Source organism: Rhodococcus sp. Z6_132 (genome assembly GCF_058133635.1).
The window spans coordinates 900,046-917,972 of record NZ_JBYUNP010000002.1 but is presented as its reverse complement, the minus strand read 5'-3'; the positions used below and the strand labels follow the sequence as shown (position 1 = coordinate 917,972).

The window sequence follows — 17,927 nt, the reverse complement described above, 5'->3', positions numbered from 1 at the left end:
ATCGTCCAGATCTCCTGCCGCGCCGGCTCGGTGAACGACAGCGCGGAGAAGGTCAGGAAGCCGTGGAACAAGCCGTCGAAGCAGCGGTGGAGCACCCGCACCCCGTCGGTGTCCAGCCGCTGCGCGTAGGCGTCACCGGAGGAGCACGGCGGGTCGAGCTCAGCGGTGACCACGACGGCGGGCGGCAGCCCGGCAAGAGTCTGGGCCCGAGTGGGCACGACCCGGGCGTCGGCGGTGCCGTGCGGGGCGTACTGCTGCCAGTACCACCGCATCGCCGACTCGGTGTTGTAGTAGCCGGTGCCGAACCGCTGGTAGGAGTCGGTCTCGAAGTCGTCGTCGATCACCGGGTACAGCAGCACCTGGGCGGCCACCGCCGGGCCGCCGCGGTCGCGGGCGGCGATGGCCACCGTGGCCGCCAGGTTGCCACCGGCGCTGTCGCCGGCGAGCACCAGGCGCGTGGGGTCGCCGCCGTGCTCGTCGGCGTGCTTGGCCGCCCACTCCAGCGCCGCGTAGACGTCGTCGTGGGCCGCGGGCGCGACGTGCTCGGGCGCGAGCCGGTAGTCCACCGACACCACCACCGCGCCCACTCCCTGCGCCATGGAGCGGCAGAGCTCGTCGTGGCTGTCGAGGTCGCAGAACACGAACCCCCCGCCGTGGGCGAACACGACCACCGGCAGGTCCGGCTGGTCCAGGTGCGGCCGGTACACGCGCAACGCCAGGTCGCCACCGGGCCCGTCGATGGTCACCTCGTGCACCGCGCGCATGTCCGGCTGGCGGGCCAGTGGTGCCCGCCGGGCCTGGATGGCCGCGCGCAGCTCGGTCGGCGGCACCGTGGTGACGTCGGGAAAGCCCGCGTTGAGCGTGGCGAGCATCGCCGCCACCTCGGGGTGCAGGGTGGGCTGGTCGGTCATCGCAGATCTCCTCGCTTCACTTGATGCAGTGCCCCGCGTCGACGGGCAGGGTGACGCCGGTGATGTAGCGCGCCTCGTCGGAAGCCAGGAACAGGCTGGCGTTGGCGATGTCCACCGGCTCGAGCATGGCCACGGGCAGCAGGTGCATCGACTGCACCCCGACCTCGAACTCCTCCTGCGTGGGCGAGGCCAGGTCGGGCCGGAAGGTGCGCATGGTGCCGGGGTTCTGGATCATCGGCGTGCGGGTGTTGGCTGGGTGCACGGTGTTCACCCGCACCTGGTGCGGAGCCAGCTCCTGGGCCAGCGAGCGCATCAGCCCCACCACCCCGTGCTTGGCCGCTGTGTAGTGGCCCACGCTGACCAGGCCGCGCAGCCCGGCGATGGAGCTGACCAGCACGATCGAGCCGCCGCGTCCGCCGTCGATCACGTGCGGGATGCCGGCCTTGCAGGTGCGCCACACACCGGTGAGGTTGACGTCGAGCATCGTCTGCCACTGCTCGGCCCCCATCTCCACCGCCGGGCCCGAGGAGCTGATCCCGGCGGTGGCGCAGATGACGTCCAGGCGGCCCAGCCGGGCGACGCCGTCGTCGACCGCGGCGGAGAGCGCCTGCTGGTCGCGAACGTCGGCCTGGCCGGCGCAGATGGTGCGGCCGAGGGACTCCACCAGGCGGACGGTCTCCGCCAGGTCCGCGGGCGTGGCGGGCGGGGTGGTGGCGTGCTCGACGGGTGCACACACGTCCACGGCGATGACGTCGGCACCCTCCTCCGCGAACCGCACCGCCTGGGCGCGCCCGATCCCCCGCGCCGCGCCGGTGACCAGCGCGACCTTGCCCGCCAGCCGCCCACTCATCAGGCCACCTTCTGGGTGAGTCCGGCGTCGACCACGAGCTGGAGCCCGGTGACGTAGCGCGACTCGTCCGAGGCGAGGAAGAGCACCGCGTTGCTGACGTCCTCCGCCTCCACCCACGGCACCGGCAGCAGGTTCTTGGCCGCGAGCACCGGGGCCACGTCCTCGACGGTCGGGCTCGCCAGGTCGGGGCGCAGCCGGGCGAAGGTGGCCGGGTTGAGCGTCATCGCGGTGGCGACAGCCCCGGGGTGCACGGTGTTCACCCGGATCGACCGCGGCCCCAGCTCGTTGGCCAGGGTCTTGGCCAGCCCGGTGACCGCGTGCTTGGCCGCCGAGTAGGGGGACGCGCCCCGCACGGCCTTGATGCCGGCGGTGGAGCTGACGATGACGACGGACCCGCCCGCGGGGCTCAGCGCGGCCACCCCGGCCTTGACCGTGTGCCAGGTGCCCGTGAGGTTGACGTCGAGGGACCGGTGCCACGCCGCGTCGTCGACCGTCCACGACGGCCCCGGGTTGTCGGTGATCCCCGCGTTGGCCACCACCACGTCGAGTGGCCCCAGCTCGCGAACCCCAGCGCTCACGGCGGCGGTGAGCGCGTCGAGGTCGCGGATGTCGGCGGTGCCGGTGACCACCCGGCGGCCAGTCGCGGCCACCAGGTCGGCCGTCGCCGCCAGGTTGGCCACCGACGCCGTGCCGGGCAGGTCCAGGGCGAGCACGTCGGCCCCCTCCTGGGCCAGGCGCACGGCGTGCACCCGTCCCATCCCGGTGCCGGCGCCCGTGACGAGCACCGTCTTGCCGGCCATGCGACTCATGTGGCTCCGTTCGTGGAGGACGGCACGCAGCGGTACCCGGGGGTCGGCCACCCCGACCGACTGACAGTTAGCAGTATTTCTAATCGAAACATGGGTGTCAACGGACACGTGGTCGTGTGACCGACTGCACGGTGCGCATGTTTGCAGTCACTGCAAGTAGGCGGCAAGACTCGTTCGCATGGGCAACGAACAGTCAGCTCCCCCGGGTCTGCGCGAGCGCAAGAAGGAGGCCACCCGCGCGGCGCTGCAGGCTGCTGCGGTGCGGCTGGTGCTGGCGCACGGGGTGTCGGCGGTGACGGTCGAGGACATCGCCGCGGCCGCCAACGTCTCCGCGCGCACGTTCTTCAAACTACTTCGCCAGCAAGGAGGAGGCGCTGCTCGGTCGAACCGTCGGCGTGTGCCAGTCAGCCGTGCAGGCGCTGCGCGAGCGCCCGGGCGAGGAGAGCCCCCTCGGCGCGGTTCGAGCACTGCTGCCCAGCCTGGTGGACGCCGTGGGCAGTGACCGCGCCACCTGGCGCGACGCGCGGAGGTGGCGCGTGCCAACCCCCAGCTGCTGCCGCACCTGCTGCAGTGCTTCGTGGACGAGGAGCGCGGGCTGGCCGCTGCCGTCGCGGCGCGCACCGGGCTGCCGGCCGACCACGAGTACCCGGCCCTGGTGGCGGCGCACGTGATGGCCGCCTTCCGGGTCACCGTGGCCCGGTGGGCGCAGCCGAAGTCCACGGACTCGCTGCTCGACGTCCTCGACCGCGCGCTCGCGAGCCTGGCCGCCGGGCTGCCGGCGCCGCAAGCGGCCGGTCGGTGACCACCGCGCCCACGCTCCGGTGGGCCTCCGCGCGCCCCGTGCTGCACCGGCTGCTCCGCGAGACGCTGCTGGTGGTGGGCCCGCCGCCAGCGCCGCACCGCCCTGAGCGGTGCCGCCTGAGCGGTCAGCTCTTGCGGGCGCGGCCGGTGATGAGGTGCTGCACCTGCACCTCGTGGTTGGGCGCCACGCCGTAGCGCTGGTCCAGCTCGAGCATCCGGGTGAGCGGCGTGGCCGTCACCTGGTCGAAGCCGGCGGCCTCCACCGCAGCCACGGTGGCGTCGATGGAGGTGGCCTCGGCCAGCGGCAGCGACTGGCGGACCTGCTCGTCGTAGAGCCGCGCGAACTCTGGGCTGGCGCCGGTGTGCAGGCCCTGCGGGAACCAGGTGCTGTCCACCACGGCGAGCACTCCCCCGTCGCGCAGCAGCTCGTGCCAGCGGGTCAGCGCCTGGGCGGGGTCACGCAGCGTCCACATCACGTACCGGTTGACCACCGCGTCGAAGGAGCTGGCCGGGAAGTCCGGGGCCACCGCGTCGCCGCGCTCGAAGCGGGGCGGGTTGGTCATCCGCTCGGCGTGCTGGCGGGCGCGCTCGAGCATCCCCTCGGCCAGGTCGGTGCCCACCACCCGGTGGCCCAGGTCAGCGATGACGCGGGCGACGTAGCCACTGCCGGTGCCCACGTCGAGCACGTCCGCCGGAGCGGCCGGCAGTGCGTCGCGCCAGATGTCGGTCCACGCCGCACGGTCGGCATCACGGCGCTCCGGGCGCTCCTGGTACTCGTCGTAGGGGGTGGAACGGGCAGTCCAGTACTCGTTCAGGTTGGCCTGGACAATGCTCGGGTCGGTGCTGGTCATGCGGTCTGCTTCTCCTGGTGTGGGGACGGGTGCGGGCGGAAGGCGAGCTGGAACTGCTCGCCCAGCGGGATGCGGCGAACGCCGACCTCGTAGACGGGCTCGAGGATCTCGGGGGTGAGCACCTCGTGCGGAGTGCCGGCGGCCACCACCTGGCCGTCGTGCAGCAGCGCCACCTGGTCGCAGTACAGCGCCGCGAGGTTCAGGTCGTGCAGCACCACCACACTGGTGCTCTCCAGGCCACGGACCAGGTCCAGGATCTCGTGCTGGTAGCGGATGTCGAGGTGGTTGGTGGGCTCGTCCAGCAGCAGGTGGGTGGCCTGCTGGGTGAGGGCGCGGGCGATGAGCACCCGCTGCTTCTCCCCGCCGGAGAGCTCGGCGTACTGGCGGCCGGCCAGGTGCGCCACGCCCACCCGGGCCAGCGCGTCGGCGGCGATGCGGTGGTCCTCGGCGCGGTGGCGCTCGAAGGTCCCGCGGTGCGGCGTGCGGCCGAGCAGCACCATGTCCGCCACCCGCAGGGGCAGGTCGCTGCTGTGCTCCTGCACCACCACGGCCACCTCGCGGGCGATCTGCCGCGCACCGAGGGCGGCGACGTCGCGGCCGTCCAGGTGCACGGCGCCGGCCGAGGGGCGCAGTGAGGCGTAGAGCGTGCGCAGCAGGGTGGTCTTGCCGCTGCCGTTGGGGCCCAGCAACCCCACCACCTGCCCCTGCTGCGCGGTGAGGTCGATGCCGGCCAGCACCTGCTTGCGCCCGTAGGCGAAGGCGACGTCGTGGGCGGTGATCACTGGCCGAACCGCTCGCGGATCTTCTGCAGCCCGTCCAGCGACAGCGGGGTGGGCGGCTCGGTGAAGTTGAACAGCTGCACGTGGATCTGGTTGTTGCGCACCGCACTCAGGTCCTGCGCGCCCGGCATGGAGGTGATCGCCTGGGCCACCGCGGCGGGGCTGCCGTCGGTGTGCAGCAGCACCAGCACGTCAGGGTTGCGCCCGATCAGCTCCTCCCGGGTCACCTCGAAGGTGCGCTCGTCGACGTCGGCGAAGACGTTGCGCAGCCCGGCCGCCGCCAGCTGCGGCTGGGCCATGCTGCGGGAGCCGTAGGCGTAGGTGGTGCCGCCCCCCACCGTCGGGTACAGCACCGCCGCGGTGCGCTGGGTGCTGGCGTCCACCGACGCGGTGAGGGTGCGCACTCGCTCCGCCAGCCCGGCGGCAGCAGCGGCCCCGCGGTCGGGCACGTCGAACACGTCGGCGTAGAAGGTCATCTGGCGGTAGACCTCGTCGAAGGAGGGGTTGCGCACCCCTTCGGCGCACATGGCCGGCTCCTCCAGCAGCGGGATGCCGGCGGCGGCCAGGGTGTCTCGGTTGAGGTTGTCAATCTCGCCGAGCACCAGGTCGGGCTCCTGGGCGATGACCACCTCCTTGGAGATCTGCAGGTGCCCGGCGGTGTCCGTCTTGTCGGTGAGCAGCGGGATCTTGTCCAGCTCGGCGCGGGTGGCCTCGTCGTAGTACTCCGCCGGGTAGGCGCCGGCCCGGGCGACCACCTTGTCCAGCAGTCCGAGGGCGTGCAGGTACGGAACCGCCGAGCTCTTCAGCATCACCACTCGCTCGGGGGGTGCGTCGAGCGTGACCTCGGCGCCGCAGTTGCGCACCGTCAGGGGGTAGCCCTCGACAGCGCTGGCGGACTCGCCGCCCACTCCGGCGCCGCACCCGGCGAGCAGCAGCAGCCCCGCCGAGAGGGCAGCCACCAGCGAACCTCGGGTGCGGGACGGGGACATGGCAGGGCTCCTCACGAGGCGGCGTGCAGGTTGCGGACGAGGTAGAGCAGGAACGGTGCGCCCACCAGGGCGGTGACGATGCCGATGGGCAGCTCCTGCGGCTGCAGCACCACGCGGGCGAACAGGTCGGCCCACACCAGGAAGATGGCGCCCATCAGCGCCGAGACCGGGATGGACCAGCTGTGCGCGGCGCCCACCACCCGCCGGGCCAGGTGGGGCACCACCAGCCCGACGAAGCCGATGCTGCCGGAGGCGGCCACGAGCACCCCGACGCACAGCGACACCAGCACCAGCAGCTGGGTGCGAAACGCCGTGGGCGAGATCCCCAGGGTGCGGGCGGTCTCGTCGCCGATGGCCAGCGCGTCCAGCCGCGAGCCCCACAGGGTGAGCAGGCCCACGGTCAGCGCGGCCACGGCCAGCACCACCGCGAGCGTCGCCCCCCACTGCGCCAGCCCGAGCGATCCCAGCAGCCAGAACAACACCGACCGGGCTCCCTCGGCCGAGCCGGAGGCGAAGATCAGGAACGCCGTGGTGGCGTAGAGGACGTAGCCCACCGCGACGCCGGCGAGCAGCAGCCGCACCGAGGTGACCTGCCCCGACGTGCGGGCGACGAGGAAGACCAGCAGCGACGCGGCCAGGGCGCCCAGGAAGGCGCTGGTGGTGAGGGCGTGCTCACCGAAGCCGGCCCCGAAGCCGAACAGGATGGCGGCCGCGGCACCGCTGGAGGCCCCGGAGTTGATGCCCAGCAGGTACGGGTCGGCCAGCATGTTGCGCACCATGGCCTGCAGCGCGGCGCCGCACACCGCCAGCCCGGCGCCCACCGCCACCCCGAGGAGCACCCGCGGCAGGCGGACCCGCCAGACGATCGCCTCCTCGGTACCGCGCCAGGTCACCTCCCCCGGCAGCCCGAACACCTGGTGGCCCACGATCTTGAGCACGGTGAGCGGGGAGATGGAGACGGCGCCGATGCCCACCCCAGCCAGCACGCTGACCACCAGCAGGCCGGCGAGGCCGGCGACCCACCACAGGTTCCGGGTGCGTCGCGCGTCCAGGCCGAGCGGGTCCGAGCCGAGCTGGCCGGCGTGGCGCTGCTCGGGGCCGAGCTGGGCCGGGTCGACCGGAGCCGGGCCGTGTGCGGCAGCCGCCAGTGGCATGAAGACCCCAGTTGCTTGGTATCAGTTGTTGCAAAGTCTATGCGATAAGTGACCCTGGTCTGTACCGGCCCGGGGTGGGGACGGCTGGGATCATGCCGGGACGGGAACACCGGCACGGTCGAGGAACAGGGGCAGCAGATGGCACACGAGGTCAGCACCAGCGCGGGCACGCTGCGGGGCACCCCCGAGCGCGGGTGCGTGCTCTTCCGGGGGGTCCCCTACGCCGCCGCCGAGCGGTTCGGCCGGCCCCAGCCGGTGCCCCCGTGGAGCGGAGTGCAGGAGCCCACCGGCGGCCCGGTGCCACCCCAGCTGCCCTCCAGCCTGGAGGTCGTCATCGGCTCTCCCGAGCCCCGGCCGCAGGCCGAGGACTGCCTGAACCTCACCGTGACGGTGCCCGACCGCGAGGGATCCGGTCGTCCGGTGCTGGTGTGGGTTCCCGGTGGTGGCTACGACGTGGGCGCCGGCACCTGGGACATGTACGACGGGGTGCGGCTGAGCACGGCCGCGGACGCCGTGGTGGTCTCGGTGACCTACCGGCTGGGTGCGCTGGGGTTCCTGCGCTCACCGGGGCTCAGCGAGGGCAACCTGGCGGTCTGGGACGTGGTGGCCGCGCTGCAGTGGGTGCAGGCCAACGCGGCCGCCTTCGGTGGGGACCCGGAGCGGGTGACGGTGGCGGGCCAGTCGGCCGGGGCGCACCTGATCGCCGTGCTGCTGGGCATGGCGGAGACCGAGGGCCTGTTCACGTCGGCCATCCTGCAGAGCCCACCGCTGGGGCTGGGGCTGGACCGGGCGGAGCACGCCGCAGAGACCGGAGCCCGCTTCCTCGAGGCACTGGCGACCGACCCCCGCACAGCCCCGGTGAGCGCGGTGCTCGAGGCGCAGGAGCAGGTGATCGACGCCGCTGGCTCCGAGGGGCTGCTCTTCCTGCCCATCGCCGGCGCCGGCGGGGTGCCCGACGAGGAGCAGCTGCGGCGCCAGGTGCAGGCTCGCGCGGCCGGCCTGCGGGTGCTCACCGGGCTGGTCGCCGAGGAGCTGAACCAGCCGGCGTACGCGCAGCCGCTGCAGAGCTTCGTGGAGCTGCTCACCGGAGCCGGTGCGCAGGTGTACCGCTACCTCAGCCGCACCAGCGCACCCGCCTCCCCCTACGGCGCGGTGCACTGCAGCGAGCTGCCGTTCCTGGTGGGCACCGAGCGCGCGTGGGCCGGGGCGGCCATGCTCGCGGGGTGGTCCTGGGCAGACGTGCAGCGGGTGGGCGCGCCGTACCTGGCCGCCTGGGCGGCCTTCGTCCGCGGCGAGCAACCCGAGGTGGGTGGTGCGCCGTGGGCACCGCTGAGCGCGGAGGGCGACGGGGTGGCGGAGCTCTAGCCCGTCGGCCCGGGCACCATGACCACCCCCTAGCGCCATGGTGCCCGGCCGGCAGGGCTCGGCTGGCCGGGGTCACCGGAACGGGTTCTCCAGCGGCACAACACGTTGATCCTGCGGCAACGCTGCCGGGCTGTACGGCCCGACGAGCACAGACGATATGCGATGTCACAAACGCTGTACAGCCGAAATGGGGGTCGCGTGGGAAAGGATTCTCAGAAATCGGATCAACCGACCGCGAACGGCCTCACCTTCCGTAGCAACGTGAGCTACAGACTGTTACTCAAAATGTGGCGGCGCCAATGTGTCGAGCAAATTAACAAGCGTGGCAATTGGTTTCGGATGAAAGTCGGGGACGGGCACGCACTCCAGGTAGCTGTCGAAGACGGCCCGGAAGGACCAGGCGGCGAGCGACCACGCCCGCGGCTGCCCGCGGAAGGGAGGCCCGGGCGTCCGCGCCTCCAGCTCCGCAGCCCCGGCTCCCTCCCACGGCCGCTCACGGGCCGGAACCCGGGCGGGATCAGCGGCGCGCACGGCGAACTGGTAGCGCAGGCTGAGTCCCTCGAGCACCGCGGCGCCGGCGGTGGCCAGCCCGGAGTAGCCACGGGCGGGGTCCGTCAGACGGAGCCCGGCGACCTCGGCCAGCTGCGCGTAGAAGTGGGCGAGGGTGGAGGTGAGCGTCCACTCGGCCTGCTCCAGCGCCGCACTGACGCTGTGCCGGGTGTGGGGGTCGGGAATGGAGCGGACCGTGGCGGTGAGCACGGTGTACATCCGCCACGACTCGTCGGTGCGCATGAACTCGAAGTTGGTCTCGGTGCCCACGCGCAGGGCCTCGTGGGCGACCGACAGTCGTTCGGCAGCCGAGCGGTTGGCCGAGATGAGGTCGTAGTTCTCCAGCAGCACCTGCCCGGTAGCGCGCAGCGTCTGTCGGTCGAGGGAGCCCGAGCGGAACCAGTCCGGCGTCGCCAGGTGGATGAGCAGGTCGTGCACGAAGTCCTTGCGGTAGGGCCAGATCCGGTACACCGACCCGCGGGGGACGTCAGCCCGGACGATGACCTCCTCCATGCCGAGCCCTTCCAGCCCGGCAGCGAGCAGCTGGTCCTCGGCGACCATGCGCCGGGCGGTGTCCATCATCGTCGCGCGCACGCTGTCCGGGTCCTGCCGGGGGCGACGGCGGCGTGGCGCCACCGCAGAGATGTGGGTCATGGCCCGACGGCGCTCCTCACGAGTTCAGCGACAGATCCGCGCCAGACGGCGGAGACGGTCCTCGCTGGTCAACCTAGGTGACCGAACCAGCCTCCGCCCCAGGGTTTCCGGTCGGTGGAACCGGGAAAGCGCCGGCAACCGCCGGCTCGAGCACCAGGAACAGCTGGGCTGGGGCAGCCTGGGAGAGCAGCACCAACATCGACACGAGGAGAACCGATGAGCACCACCGTGACGGAGAGCACCGAGCGGTCCCGCTACGAGATCTACGAGGGTGCGGACCTCGCCGGCTTCGTCGCGTACCGCCGGAGTGGCAACACCCTCGACCTCCTGCACACCGAGACGGAGAGCGGGTTCGAGGGCAAGGGCGTGGCCAAGCGGCTGGTGACCGAGACGCTCGACGACGCGCGCCGCCGCGGGCTCACCGTGCTGCCGTCGTGCAGCTACGTGCGCAAGGTCGTCGCCGAGCACCGGGAGGACTACCTCGACCTCGTCCCGACGGAGCAGCGGGCACGCTTCGACCTGGCGTGAGGCAGGCGCCCAGGCCGCTCTGCTCAGGTCCTGCGCTGTTCAGGTCACTGGGGCAGCCTGCCACGCCGGGTCGCGGCCGGTGAGGCCGATGAGCTGGTCGAGCAGCGGGGCGGAGCTCGGCACCGACACCGGCGGGCCGAACAGGCCGGGGATGCCCTCGGGGTGCTCCGCGACCGCGGACGCGACGAAGTGCAGGGCGGCCGCAGTCAGCTGCGGGTCGCTGTGGAACGGCTGGTTGCTGGCCACGGCCACGTCCCACCCGTGCACCAGCACCTCGTTGGCCGCGACCGCAGCGGCGACGTCGCCGGGCATCTGCTGCCCACCGGCCTCGGTCACCCCGGTCAGCGCCTCGTCGTCGGACCAGGCGTGCGCCAGCGCAGCCAGTCGTTGCGGGATGCGCACCCGCCAGTCGGGGCTCAGCTCGGCCTGGCTCGCACTCGGAGCGAGGGGCGACTTGGTGGCGGCGGCGGTGAAGGCGAGCGCCAGGCCGTCGACGTGCTGCAGCAGCGCGGCGAGGGAGGTGTCCGCGCAAGGGGTCTGGGCGCTCAGCTGCTCGTCGCGCACACCGCGGACGAGGTCGGCGAGGGCGGTGGTGGCGGGGGCGAGGTCGAACACGGTGAGTCCTCTCGTCGGTGGGTCCTGCCCCTAGGACGGCGCCCACCGGCGCAGCTCATCGGCGCAAGTCGTCGGCGCAAGTCGTCGGCGCAGACTCACCGGCGCAGACACCTCGGAGCAACCGGCCCTGGGAGGTGCTGCGCTGGCGCTCACCTCGAGGGCGGCCCCTGCCACGCACCGCGGGCCCGCTCGTACGCCGCGCCCGCGCGCAGCACCGTCGCGTCGTCGAAGTGGCGGCCCACGAACATGGCACCCACTGGCAGGCCGTCGGCCAGTCCGCACGGCACGCTGATCGCCGGGTTGCCGGTCACGTCGAACGGCGCGGTGTTGTGCAGGTTGCCCAGCGCCGCGGCGACCGTCTCCCCCACCGACGCGTCCACCGGCGGCACCGCCTGCGCCGTCATCGCGGTGGTCGGCAGCAGCAGCACGTCCACGTCCTGCAGTGCCTCCTCGTAGCGGCGGGCCAGTGCGCGGCCGAGGTTCTGCGCCTTGGCGTAGTAGTGGTGCCCGTGGCGCTCGGCGAGCCAGTCGCCGGTGAGCACCGTGACAGCGACGGTGGGCGGGTAGTCGGCGGCGCGGGCTCGGCGAGCCGCCCCGTAGGCGTCCACCAGCGCGGTCGGGTAGGCGCCGCGCCAACCGGTGCCCACGGCGTCCCCGCGCACCATCTGGTCGGTGGCGCCCTGGGTGGCGATGGCGTTCCAGATGGCCAACCCGTGCCGGTGCATCGGCACCGACACCTCCTGCACGGTGGCCCCTGCCTCGCGCAGCGCCTCGGCCGCGGCCCGCACCGTGGCGTCCACCGCTGGGTCGGACACCCCGGGCCAGTCGAAGCCCTCCGCCAGCACACCCACCCGCAGCCCTGCCGCACCCAGCTCGAGCGCGGCCACGTAGTCCTGCAGCTGCACCCCGACCTGCCGGGGGTCCAGCCCGTCCGCGCCGGCGAGCACCGCCAGCGCACGGGCGCACGTGGCCACGTCCCGCGCCATCGGCCCGAGGTGGTCCAGCGTGGTCTCGATGGGAAACGCGCCCGTGTAGGGCACCAGGCCGTGGGTGGGCTTGTGCCCCACGCAGCCGCTCCACGAGGCGGGCATGCGCACCGAGCCGCCCTGGTCGCCGCCGAGGGCCAGGTCCACCTGGCCGGTGACCACCACCACCGCGCTGCCGTTGGACGACGAGCCGGCCATCCGCGTGGGGTCCCACGGGTTGACCGGCTGCGGGTCGGGATACCCGGTGATGCCACCACCGTCGAAGCAGTAGCCGGGCACCGCGGTCTTGCCGACCACCTCTGCCCCTGCGTCGAGCAGCCGGGTGACCACGGTGGCGTCCTCCCGCGGCACGTAGCCCTCCATCATCTGGCTGCCGTTGAGCAGCGGCACCCCGGCCACCGCGATGTTGTCCTTGACGCCGACCCGCATCCCCTGCAGCGGACCGCTCGGCGCCCCCGGCACCGAGCAGCGCCACGCCCACCCGCCGAAGGGGTTGTCCTCGACCGCAGGACGCCGGCCGAGGTCAGCGCGGGGCCACCGCACGGGCGCGGTCTCCTCCACCAGCTCGTCCAGGCCCTGGTAGCCGGCCAGCCCGGCACCCACCAGCTCCTGGTAGGCATCGACGTTGTCCTCGCTGACCGGCAGTCCGTGCACGGCGGCCAGGCGCAGGACGTCGGCACGGGACGGGGGCTGAACAGGCACGGCAACCTCCGCGGGCTCGAGCTGGCAGGGCCGGCCTGGGACAGGCACGACCCGTGGCAGGGACTCTGTCAGGAACGGTCGAAGTCGGCCTTGCGAATGAGCCCGTGGATGCCGGTGGTGCGGTCCACGGCCTGGGAGACCACGAAGTCCGACGCCGCGCTGAGGTAGGCGTAGGCCACCGGGCCGGCCATGCCCAGGTCCTGGGTGAGGAACGCCAGCGCCTTGCGGACCGCGGTCTGCATCGCCGCGTCCAGGGTGGTCACCTGCGCACCGCCCTCGGAGCCGTCCGGGTCGCTGAGGCCGATGGGGATCCAGTGCTCGCTGGTCTCGGCGAACGGGTAGTCGAAGGCCACCGACGGAGCCCGGCCGCCGCGCTTGATCACGCTGAGCCGGAACGTCGCCCGCAGCGACCCCTCCATCGCGGTGAGGGCGACCTCGCCGTCGCCCTGAGCCATGTGCGGGTCGCCGGAGTAGAACATCGCACCCGGCACGCGCACGGGCAGGTAGAGCGTGCTGCCCACGCCCAGGGCGGCGATGTCCAGGTTGCCGCCGACGTCGGTGGGGGGCACCGAGTCCACCATCGTGGCGGTGTCGCGGGCGATGCCCATGATGCCCATGAACGGGTTCAGCGGGTAGCTCACCGGGACCGCGCCGGGCAGGGTGCCCCGCTGCTGGCCACGCCGTTGCTCCACGGTGGCGAACACCGAGATGTTGCCGCCGGCGTTGAAGTACGGCGCGTTCGCGGGGTTGTCCCGGAAGCCCTCCGGGTACTCCCCGGGCAGCACCCCCTTGGCGTGGCGGTTGGAGATCACGCCATAGGGCACTCGCAGCGCCAGGTCGAGCGTCTCGATCTTGAGCACGTCGCCGCGCTCCGCGCCACGGACGGCGACGGGGCCGGTGACCACGTGCGGGCCCGGCCCGGTGTGCGCCTTGTTGCGGGCGATGTCCACCGCGTCGTCGAGCACCCGGTTGCGCGGCACTCCCTTGCTGCCGAAGTACGCCACCGGGTCCTTCCCCTGGTCCTCCAGCACCCCCTCGTGGGAGACGCCGTCGAGGGTGAGCACGTCGCCGGAGGAGATCACCGCGGCCGGGGTGCTGGTGCGGTTGGGCAGCTCACCCCACAGCACGGTGCGCGGGGTGGAGCGCAGGTAGGTGCCGCGGACCTTGCCGACCCCGGGCTGCAGCACGGGGAAGTCGCGTCCGGCGGGGACGGGCCGGCCCGGCGTGGCGCTCGCAGTACCCGCGAGCGCCGCCGGGGCCACCACCCCGGCTGCGGCCAGCGCGGTCGCGGCCCGGAACAGGGACCGGCGCCCGATCCCGCTGGCCAGGGTCTCCGCCTTCAGCTCACCGTCGTCGGTCATGCGTACCTGCTCTCGTCGTCGGGTGCCTGCGCACGAGGTGTGCCGAGCGCCGGTCCCTTGAGCACAGTGCCCCCGCGTTTCGCGCCAGTGACGTCGTCGCTTCGTGCTGGTAACGATCAGCTGAGGCACCCTGGACCCATGACGACGACGTGGACGGACTTTGCCGTGGCGAACACCGAGCTGGCCGCCACCGTGCGGCGGTGCTTCGGGGTGCGCAAGCACGCCACCATGGCCACGCTGCGCCGCGACGGTGCCCCCCGAATCAGCGGCACCGAGCTGGTGTGGGACGACGCCGGCCTCAGGGTGGGCATGATGCCGGGCACCCGACGGGCGGCGGACCTGCGGCGCGACCCCCGCGTGGCGATCCACTCCCCCACGCACGACACCGACGAGGACAACCCGGGGTCGTGGCTGGGCGAGGCCAAGGTGTCCGGTCGGGCCAGGGACGTCACCGAGAGCAGCAGTGCTGACCCGGTGGACTGGTTCGTGATCGATCCGGAGGAAGTGGTGCACACCTGCGTCGACCCGGCCGGCCGGCACCTGGTGGTGACCACCTGGCACCCGGTTCGCGGTGTGCAGCAGCACCGGCGGGGCTGACACCGTCCGCGGGGAGACGACGATGGTGCGACGCATGGCCGACCCGCAGTTCCGGGCGCAGCAGCAGCGCGACCGCTACGCACCGCACGTCCGGGCGGTGAACGAGCTGGTGGACGCCCTGCACGGCGCCGACGGGCGGGGCTGGTTGCCGCACGTGGCGCCCTGGCACGGTGGCGTGCACGCCCGGGTGCTGAGCGTGCTGCGCGATCCGGGCCCCAAGACGCAGGTCGAGGGCGGCTCCGGGTTCCTGTGCACCGAGAACGACGACGCCAGCGCGGAGCGGCAGGCCCGGCTGTTCGACCAGGTCGGTGTCTGCCCGCGCGAGCTGCTGCCCTGGAACGCCTGCCCCTGGTACATCAACAAGGCCCCCACCCCGCGCCAGCTGCAGGCCGGCGTCGACCCCGTGCTGCGGCTGGTCCAGCTGCTGCCCGGCCTGCGGGCGGTGCTGCTGCAGGGCAGGGACGCCCAGGCGTGCTGGGCGCGAGTGGAGCACCAGTGCCCGCAGCTGGTGGAGGAGCGGGGCTTGACCGTGGTTGCCACCTACCACCCGAGCAGGCAGGCGTTGTTCCACGCCGACCGCGCCGTCCGGGCGTTGCGCGAGCAGGACCGGGTGCAGGCCTACCAGCGGGTGGCCGAGCTGCTCACCTGATCAGCGGCTGGTGCGCTCGGCCACCTGGCGCCACTGCGCATCCGTGACCGGCTGCGGCTCGTGGTGCATCCAGCGGCGGCAGTCGGCGATCGAGCGACGCAGCAGGTCCACCAGCACTGCGTCGGCGTCGATCTTCTTGGCGCCGGCGATCCCCACCACGCAGGAGTGGATGATGGCTGGTGCACTGCGCCGGTCGAAGCGGTCCTGGCGTCCCCAGCCCAGGCTGCAGAAGCGCAGCGCCCAGTCCTGGGCGTCCGGGTAGGCGGCCATGGCGGCGGTCACCTCCGGCGAGAGGTAGTCCAGGGGGCGCCCCTCGATGGTGTCCAGCACCCGCTCGCAGTGCAGCAGGCCGACCACGGCCACGCACTGGCGCTCCGCGGAGACCAGCGGCAGCGCGGTGAGCGAGACCTCCCGGGCCAGCCAGGCGTCGATCCGCGGATCCGTGTCGTTGAGGCCGATGACGTCGGGAATCATCGTGGACAGCTGTTGCCGGGCCTCGTCGCGCACCTGGTCGTTCACGTCGCGGGCCAGCGCCGCGAGCAGGGGGTGGGTGCATCCCGGGTGGTCGGACCAGCGCTCGCCGGCCAGGAACGACGCCAGCTCCATGAAGCACGCGCCCTTGCTGGGCTTGCGATGCCTGCCCCGCGACAGGACGGGTACGTAGTCCGGCAAAGGGCTGTTGGGCATGCGACCAGCTCCCCGAAATCGTCATCGGCAACGACCCACCCCTGAGTGGCGGCTAACCCAGTCTGCGCCCCCAAGTCGCCGCGCACCACCATTGCGGCGGGTTCGGACAATTCCTTCGGACAAAGCCCCCAGAATGGCGAATTCCCTTTCCGTGCGGCCAAGGGAGTGCGTTGTTCGCAAAGTCGACAGCACCCACCTGGTGGGAAGAGCGCGCCGCGGTGGGGGCCGGGAGACCTAGGCTCGGCCGCGCGCACCACCCCTGCCACTCCTGGAGCCAGAGATGACCGATGCTGTTGCGGCAGAAGAGATCCGGTCGCTCGTTGCGCGCCTGGCGCACCTGGCTGACGGCGGGGACCTCGACGACTACCTCGCACTGTTCACCGACGACGCCGTCTGGGACATGCCGGCGCACTCGCTGAGCCGGGCGCCCGCGGGCCGCAGGCAGGGCCGCGCGGAGATCGCTGAGGCCGCCCGCACGCGGCGGGCCGCGGGCACCGTCGGGCCGGGCACCGCCACCCGGCACGTCACCGGCTGTGTGGACGTCCAGGTCGAGGACGCGGACAACGCACGCGCAGTGGCGATCTGGCAGTTCTACGCCCAGACCGCCACCCGGCCCACGCTGGTGTCCATGGGCCGCTACGACGACCGCTTCCGGCGCGAGGGCGGCCGCTGGCTGCTGGCCTCGCGGGAGATCACCGTCGGCTGAGCCGGCGGGCAGGTGCGTCCGCTATCCGGCCGTCACCCCGTCGGCGGCGGCCCGCATTGCGGCCACGTCCAGCTTGGTCATGCCGAGCATCGCCTGCATCGCCCGCTGGCCCCGTTCTGCGTCGGGATCGCCAAGCACCTCCTCCATGCCCTCCGGAACCACCTGCCAGGACAGGCCGTAGCGGTCCTTGAGCCACCCGCACTGGCTCTCCTCGCCGCCGGCGACGAGCGTGTCCCAGTAGTGGTCGACCTCGGCCTGGTCGGCGCAGGTGATCTGGAACGAGACCGCCTCGCTGAACGGGAACTGCGGTCCGCCGTTGATGCCGACGAACCGCTGGCCGTTGATCTCGAACTCCACCGTCATCACCTCGCCGGCAGGACCGGGTGAGTTCTCCGGGTACCGGCTGACGCTGACGATGCGCGAGTCGGGAAACACCGAGGTGTAGAACTCGGCCGCCTCCTCGGCCTGGGTGTCGAACCAGAGGTTGGGGATGATCGAGTGCTCCATGGCGGACCCTCCTCCACGGTGGAACGACGGGTCGTCGCTCCGGTGCTCCGGTAGACGGGTCGAGCGGACGGAAGTCATCGCGGAGTGGGCAGGCGCGGCCGGCTCAGAGCGGCTCGGCCGTCGACTGCTGGTGGACGGCGATCTGCCAGTCCCCGTCCGGCGCACGTAGGTGCTGTGGCCGGTCAGCGCACCTGTGGTGCGCACCACAAACGCGCAGTGGCGTGATCAATGCGAGGCGTCACAGAACGTAACGTCGGAGTAATGCCCGACTCTCCTTCTCGTCGGGCTCGTCCCGTTGGCCGCCTTGACTGAAGGAGCACCATCCATGCCCTCGTACCTCCGCCTCGCTGGCGTGGTGGCCGTCGCCGCCGCGCTCACCACTGCCTGCGCCAACTCCGAGGAGGCGTCCACGGAGACGGGCACGACGCCCCCCACCACGGTGTCCGCGCCGGCCAGCAGCTCGTCGGCGCCCGCCTCCTCCAGCGCCCCGACCTCCAGCGCTGCCACCTCGACCGCGCCCACGTCGAGCGCTGCGGCCTCTGCCCACGGCGACAATGCCTTCTGCGACACCCTGGAGAAGCAGGACGCGAGCTTCCGGACGTTCGGCTCCCTGCAGCTCTACGCCCCGGCCACGGCACGCAAGGAGGCGCAGGACGCGCGCAAGCAGATGGGCAGCGCGACTCCGCCCGCAGAGATCGCGCAGGACTGGACCACCTGGACGGGCTACCTCGACTTCGTCATCGCGCAGACTGAGACGTCCACCGCCGCCAGCTCTGCGGCCTTCGAGACGCTGAACACCGCGCAGAAGAAGGCGGAGCCCAGCGCGCAGAAGCTGCGCACCTACTACGGCGACACCTGCCAGTAGGCACCGACGGTT

At 72.6% G+C, this 17,927-nt stretch carries 20 protein-coding genes and 1 pseudogene; 8 read left to right on the top strand and 13 right to left on the bottom strand.

From position 1 onward, the window contains the following. Positions 1–65: 65 nt before the first annotated feature. From AC3YO9_RS11020 to AC3YO9_RS11010, 3 genes and pseudogenes are all read right to left on the bottom strand, one after another. Positions 66–971: pseudogene (locus AC3YO9_RS11020) on the bottom strand (alpha/beta hydrolase); the annotation flags it as partial. Beyond that, positions 928–1,761 (bottom strand): mycofactocin-coupled SDR family oxidoreductase, encoded by an 834-nt coding sequence (locus tag AC3YO9_RS11015; RefSeq protein WP_127782979.1) that lies wholly within the window; start codon positions 1,759–1,761, stop codon positions 928–930. The pseudogene AC3YO9_RS11020 and the gene AC3YO9_RS11015, both read right to left, overlap by 44 nt. After that, positions 1,761–2,570, bottom strand: a complete 810-nt coding sequence (locus tag AC3YO9_RS11010; RefSeq protein WP_489983160.1) for a mycofactocin-coupled SDR family oxidoreductase — start codon at positions 2,568–2,570, stop codon at positions 1,761–1,763. Before AC3YO9_RS11010 ends, AC3YO9_RS11015 begins: the two co-directional genes overlap by 1 nt. A 178-nt stretch (positions 2,571–2,748) precedes the next feature. Here AC3YO9_RS11010 and AC3YO9_RS11005 point away from each other — a divergent pair, with 178 nt between their 5' ends. Both AC3YO9_RS11005 and AC3YO9_RS11000 read left to right on the top strand, forming a co-directional pair. After that, positions 2,749–3,072 carry a TetR family transcriptional regulator gene (locus tag AC3YO9_RS11005; RefSeq protein ID WP_489983159.1) on the top strand — a complete coding sequence of 108 codons (324 nt, stop codon included), beginning with the start codon at positions 2,749–2,751 and terminating at the stop codon, positions 3,070–3,072. A 9-nt stretch (positions 3,073–3,081) separates the two neighbouring features. Continuing rightward, complete coding sequence (locus AC3YO9_RS11000; protein ID WP_489983468.1) at positions 3,082–3,372, top strand: acyl-CoA-like ligand-binding transcription factor; 291 nt, start codon at positions 3,082–3,084, stop codon at positions 3,370–3,372. A gap of 124 nt (positions 3,373–3,496) precedes the next feature. On the opposite strand, the gene AC3YO9_RS10995 is transcribed toward AC3YO9_RS11000, so the two are convergent. The 4 genes from AC3YO9_RS10995 to AC3YO9_RS10980 are packed head-to-tail and all read right to left on the bottom strand — an operon-like array spanning position 3,497 to position 7,144. Further along, positions 3,497–4,222 carry a class I SAM-dependent methyltransferase gene (locus tag AC3YO9_RS10995; protein ID WP_489983158.1) on the bottom strand — a complete coding sequence of 242 codons (726 nt, stop codon included), beginning with the start codon at positions 4,220–4,222 and terminating at the stop codon, positions 3,497–3,499. Beyond that, a complete protein-coding gene (locus AC3YO9_RS10990; protein ID WP_127782983.1) occupies positions 4,219–5,004 on the bottom strand; it encodes an ABC transporter ATP-binding protein in 786 nt (261 codons plus the stop codon). The genes AC3YO9_RS10995 and AC3YO9_RS10990 overlap by 4 nt, the downstream gene beginning before the upstream one ends. After that, on the bottom strand, positions 5,001–5,990 hold the full coding sequence (locus AC3YO9_RS10985; protein WP_489983157.1) for an ABC transporter substrate-binding protein: 990 nt from the start codon (positions 5,988–5,990) through the stop codon (positions 5,001–5,003). The genes AC3YO9_RS10990 and AC3YO9_RS10985 overlap by 4 nt, the downstream gene beginning before the upstream one ends. 11 nt (positions 5,991–6,001) lie before the next feature. Beyond that, positions 6,002–7,144, bottom strand: a complete 1,143-nt coding sequence (locus AC3YO9_RS10980) for a FecCD family ABC transporter permease (protein ID WP_489983156.1) — start codon at positions 7,142–7,144, stop codon at positions 6,002–6,004. A gap of 138 nt (positions 7,145–7,282) precedes the next feature. Between AC3YO9_RS10980 and AC3YO9_RS10975 the strand changes: the two genes are divergently transcribed. Continuing rightward, positions 7,283–8,509, top strand: coding sequence for a carboxylesterase family protein (locus AC3YO9_RS10975; RefSeq protein WP_489983155.1), 1,227 nt, complete (start codon positions 7,283–7,285; stop codon positions 8,507–8,509). A 276-nt stretch (positions 8,510–8,785) separates the two neighbouring features. Here AC3YO9_RS10975 and AC3YO9_RS10970 read toward each other — a convergent pair whose 3' ends face one another. Next, positions 8,786–9,712, bottom strand: a complete 927-nt coding sequence (locus tag AC3YO9_RS10970; RefSeq protein ID WP_127782986.1) for a hypothetical protein — start codon at positions 9,710–9,712, stop codon at positions 8,786–8,788. Positions 9,713–9,928: 216 nt separating this feature from the next. On the opposite strand from AC3YO9_RS10970, the gene AC3YO9_RS10965 reads away from it, so the two are divergent. Then, positions 9,929–10,240: a GNAT family N-acetyltransferase gene (locus AC3YO9_RS10965; protein ID WP_489983154.1), complete on the top strand. Its 312-nt coding sequence runs from the start codon at positions 9,929–9,931 to the stop codon at positions 10,238–10,240. A gap of 39 nt (positions 10,241–10,279) precedes the next feature. Here the strand turns inward: AC3YO9_RS10965 and AC3YO9_RS10960 are convergent, their stop codons facing one another. From AC3YO9_RS10960 to AC3YO9_RS10950, 3 genes are all read right to left on the bottom strand, one after another. Continuing rightward, complete coding sequence (locus AC3YO9_RS10960; RefSeq protein WP_489983153.1) at positions 10,280–10,855, bottom strand: TIGR03086 family metal-binding protein; 576 nt, start codon at positions 10,853–10,855, stop codon at positions 10,280–10,282. Between the two features lie 149 nt (positions 10,856–11,004). Continuing rightward, complete coding sequence (locus tag AC3YO9_RS10955; protein WP_489983152.1) at positions 11,005–12,543, bottom strand: amidase; 1,539 nt, start codon at positions 12,541–12,543, stop codon at positions 11,005–11,007. A gap of 68 nt (positions 12,544–12,611) precedes the next feature. Beyond that, entirely contained in the window at positions 12,612–13,904 is a 1,293-nt protein-coding gene (locus AC3YO9_RS10950) for an acetamidase/formamidase family protein (RefSeq protein ID WP_127782990.1), read from the bottom strand. A 138-nt stretch (positions 13,905–14,042) separates the two neighbouring features. Here AC3YO9_RS10950 and AC3YO9_RS10945 point away from each other — a divergent pair, with 138 nt between their 5' ends. Next, positions 14,043–14,501: a pyridoxamine 5'-phosphate oxidase family protein gene (locus AC3YO9_RS10945; RefSeq protein ID WP_489983151.1), complete on the top strand. Its 459-nt coding sequence runs from the start codon at positions 14,043–14,045 to the stop codon at positions 14,499–14,501. Positions 14,502–14,523: 22 nt separating this feature from the next. Beyond that, positions 14,524–15,150, top strand: coding sequence for a uracil-DNA glycosylase (locus AC3YO9_RS10940; protein ID WP_489983150.1), 627 nt, complete (start codon positions 14,524–14,526; stop codon positions 15,148–15,150). Here the strand turns inward: AC3YO9_RS10940 and AC3YO9_RS10935 are convergent, their stop codons facing one another. After that, complete coding sequence (locus AC3YO9_RS10935; protein ID WP_127782993.1) at positions 15,151–15,837, bottom strand: hypothetical protein; 687 nt, start codon at positions 15,835–15,837, stop codon at positions 15,151–15,153. It abuts the gene before it with no gap. 280 nt (positions 15,838–16,117) lie between these two features. Here AC3YO9_RS10935 and AC3YO9_RS10930 point away from each other — a divergent pair, with 280 nt between their 5' ends. Beyond that, entirely contained in the window at positions 16,118–16,543 is a 426-nt protein-coding gene (locus AC3YO9_RS10930; protein ID WP_489983149.1) for a nuclear transport factor 2 family protein, read from the top strand. A 21-nt stretch (positions 16,544–16,564) separates the two neighbouring features. Here AC3YO9_RS10930 and AC3YO9_RS10925 read toward each other — a convergent pair whose 3' ends face one another. Then, entirely contained in the window at positions 16,565–17,050 is a 486-nt protein-coding gene (locus tag AC3YO9_RS10925; RefSeq protein WP_127782995.1) for a VOC family protein, read from the bottom strand. Positions 17,051–17,375: 325 nt separating this feature from the next. Here AC3YO9_RS10925 and AC3YO9_RS10920 point away from each other — a divergent pair, with 325 nt between their 5' ends. Then, positions 17,376–17,915 carry a hypothetical protein gene (locus tag AC3YO9_RS10920; RefSeq protein ID WP_489983148.1) on the top strand — a complete coding sequence of 180 codons (540 nt, stop codon included), beginning with the start codon at positions 17,376–17,378 and terminating at the stop codon, positions 17,913–17,915. The last annotated feature ends 12 nt before the right edge of the window (positions 17,916–17,927 follow it).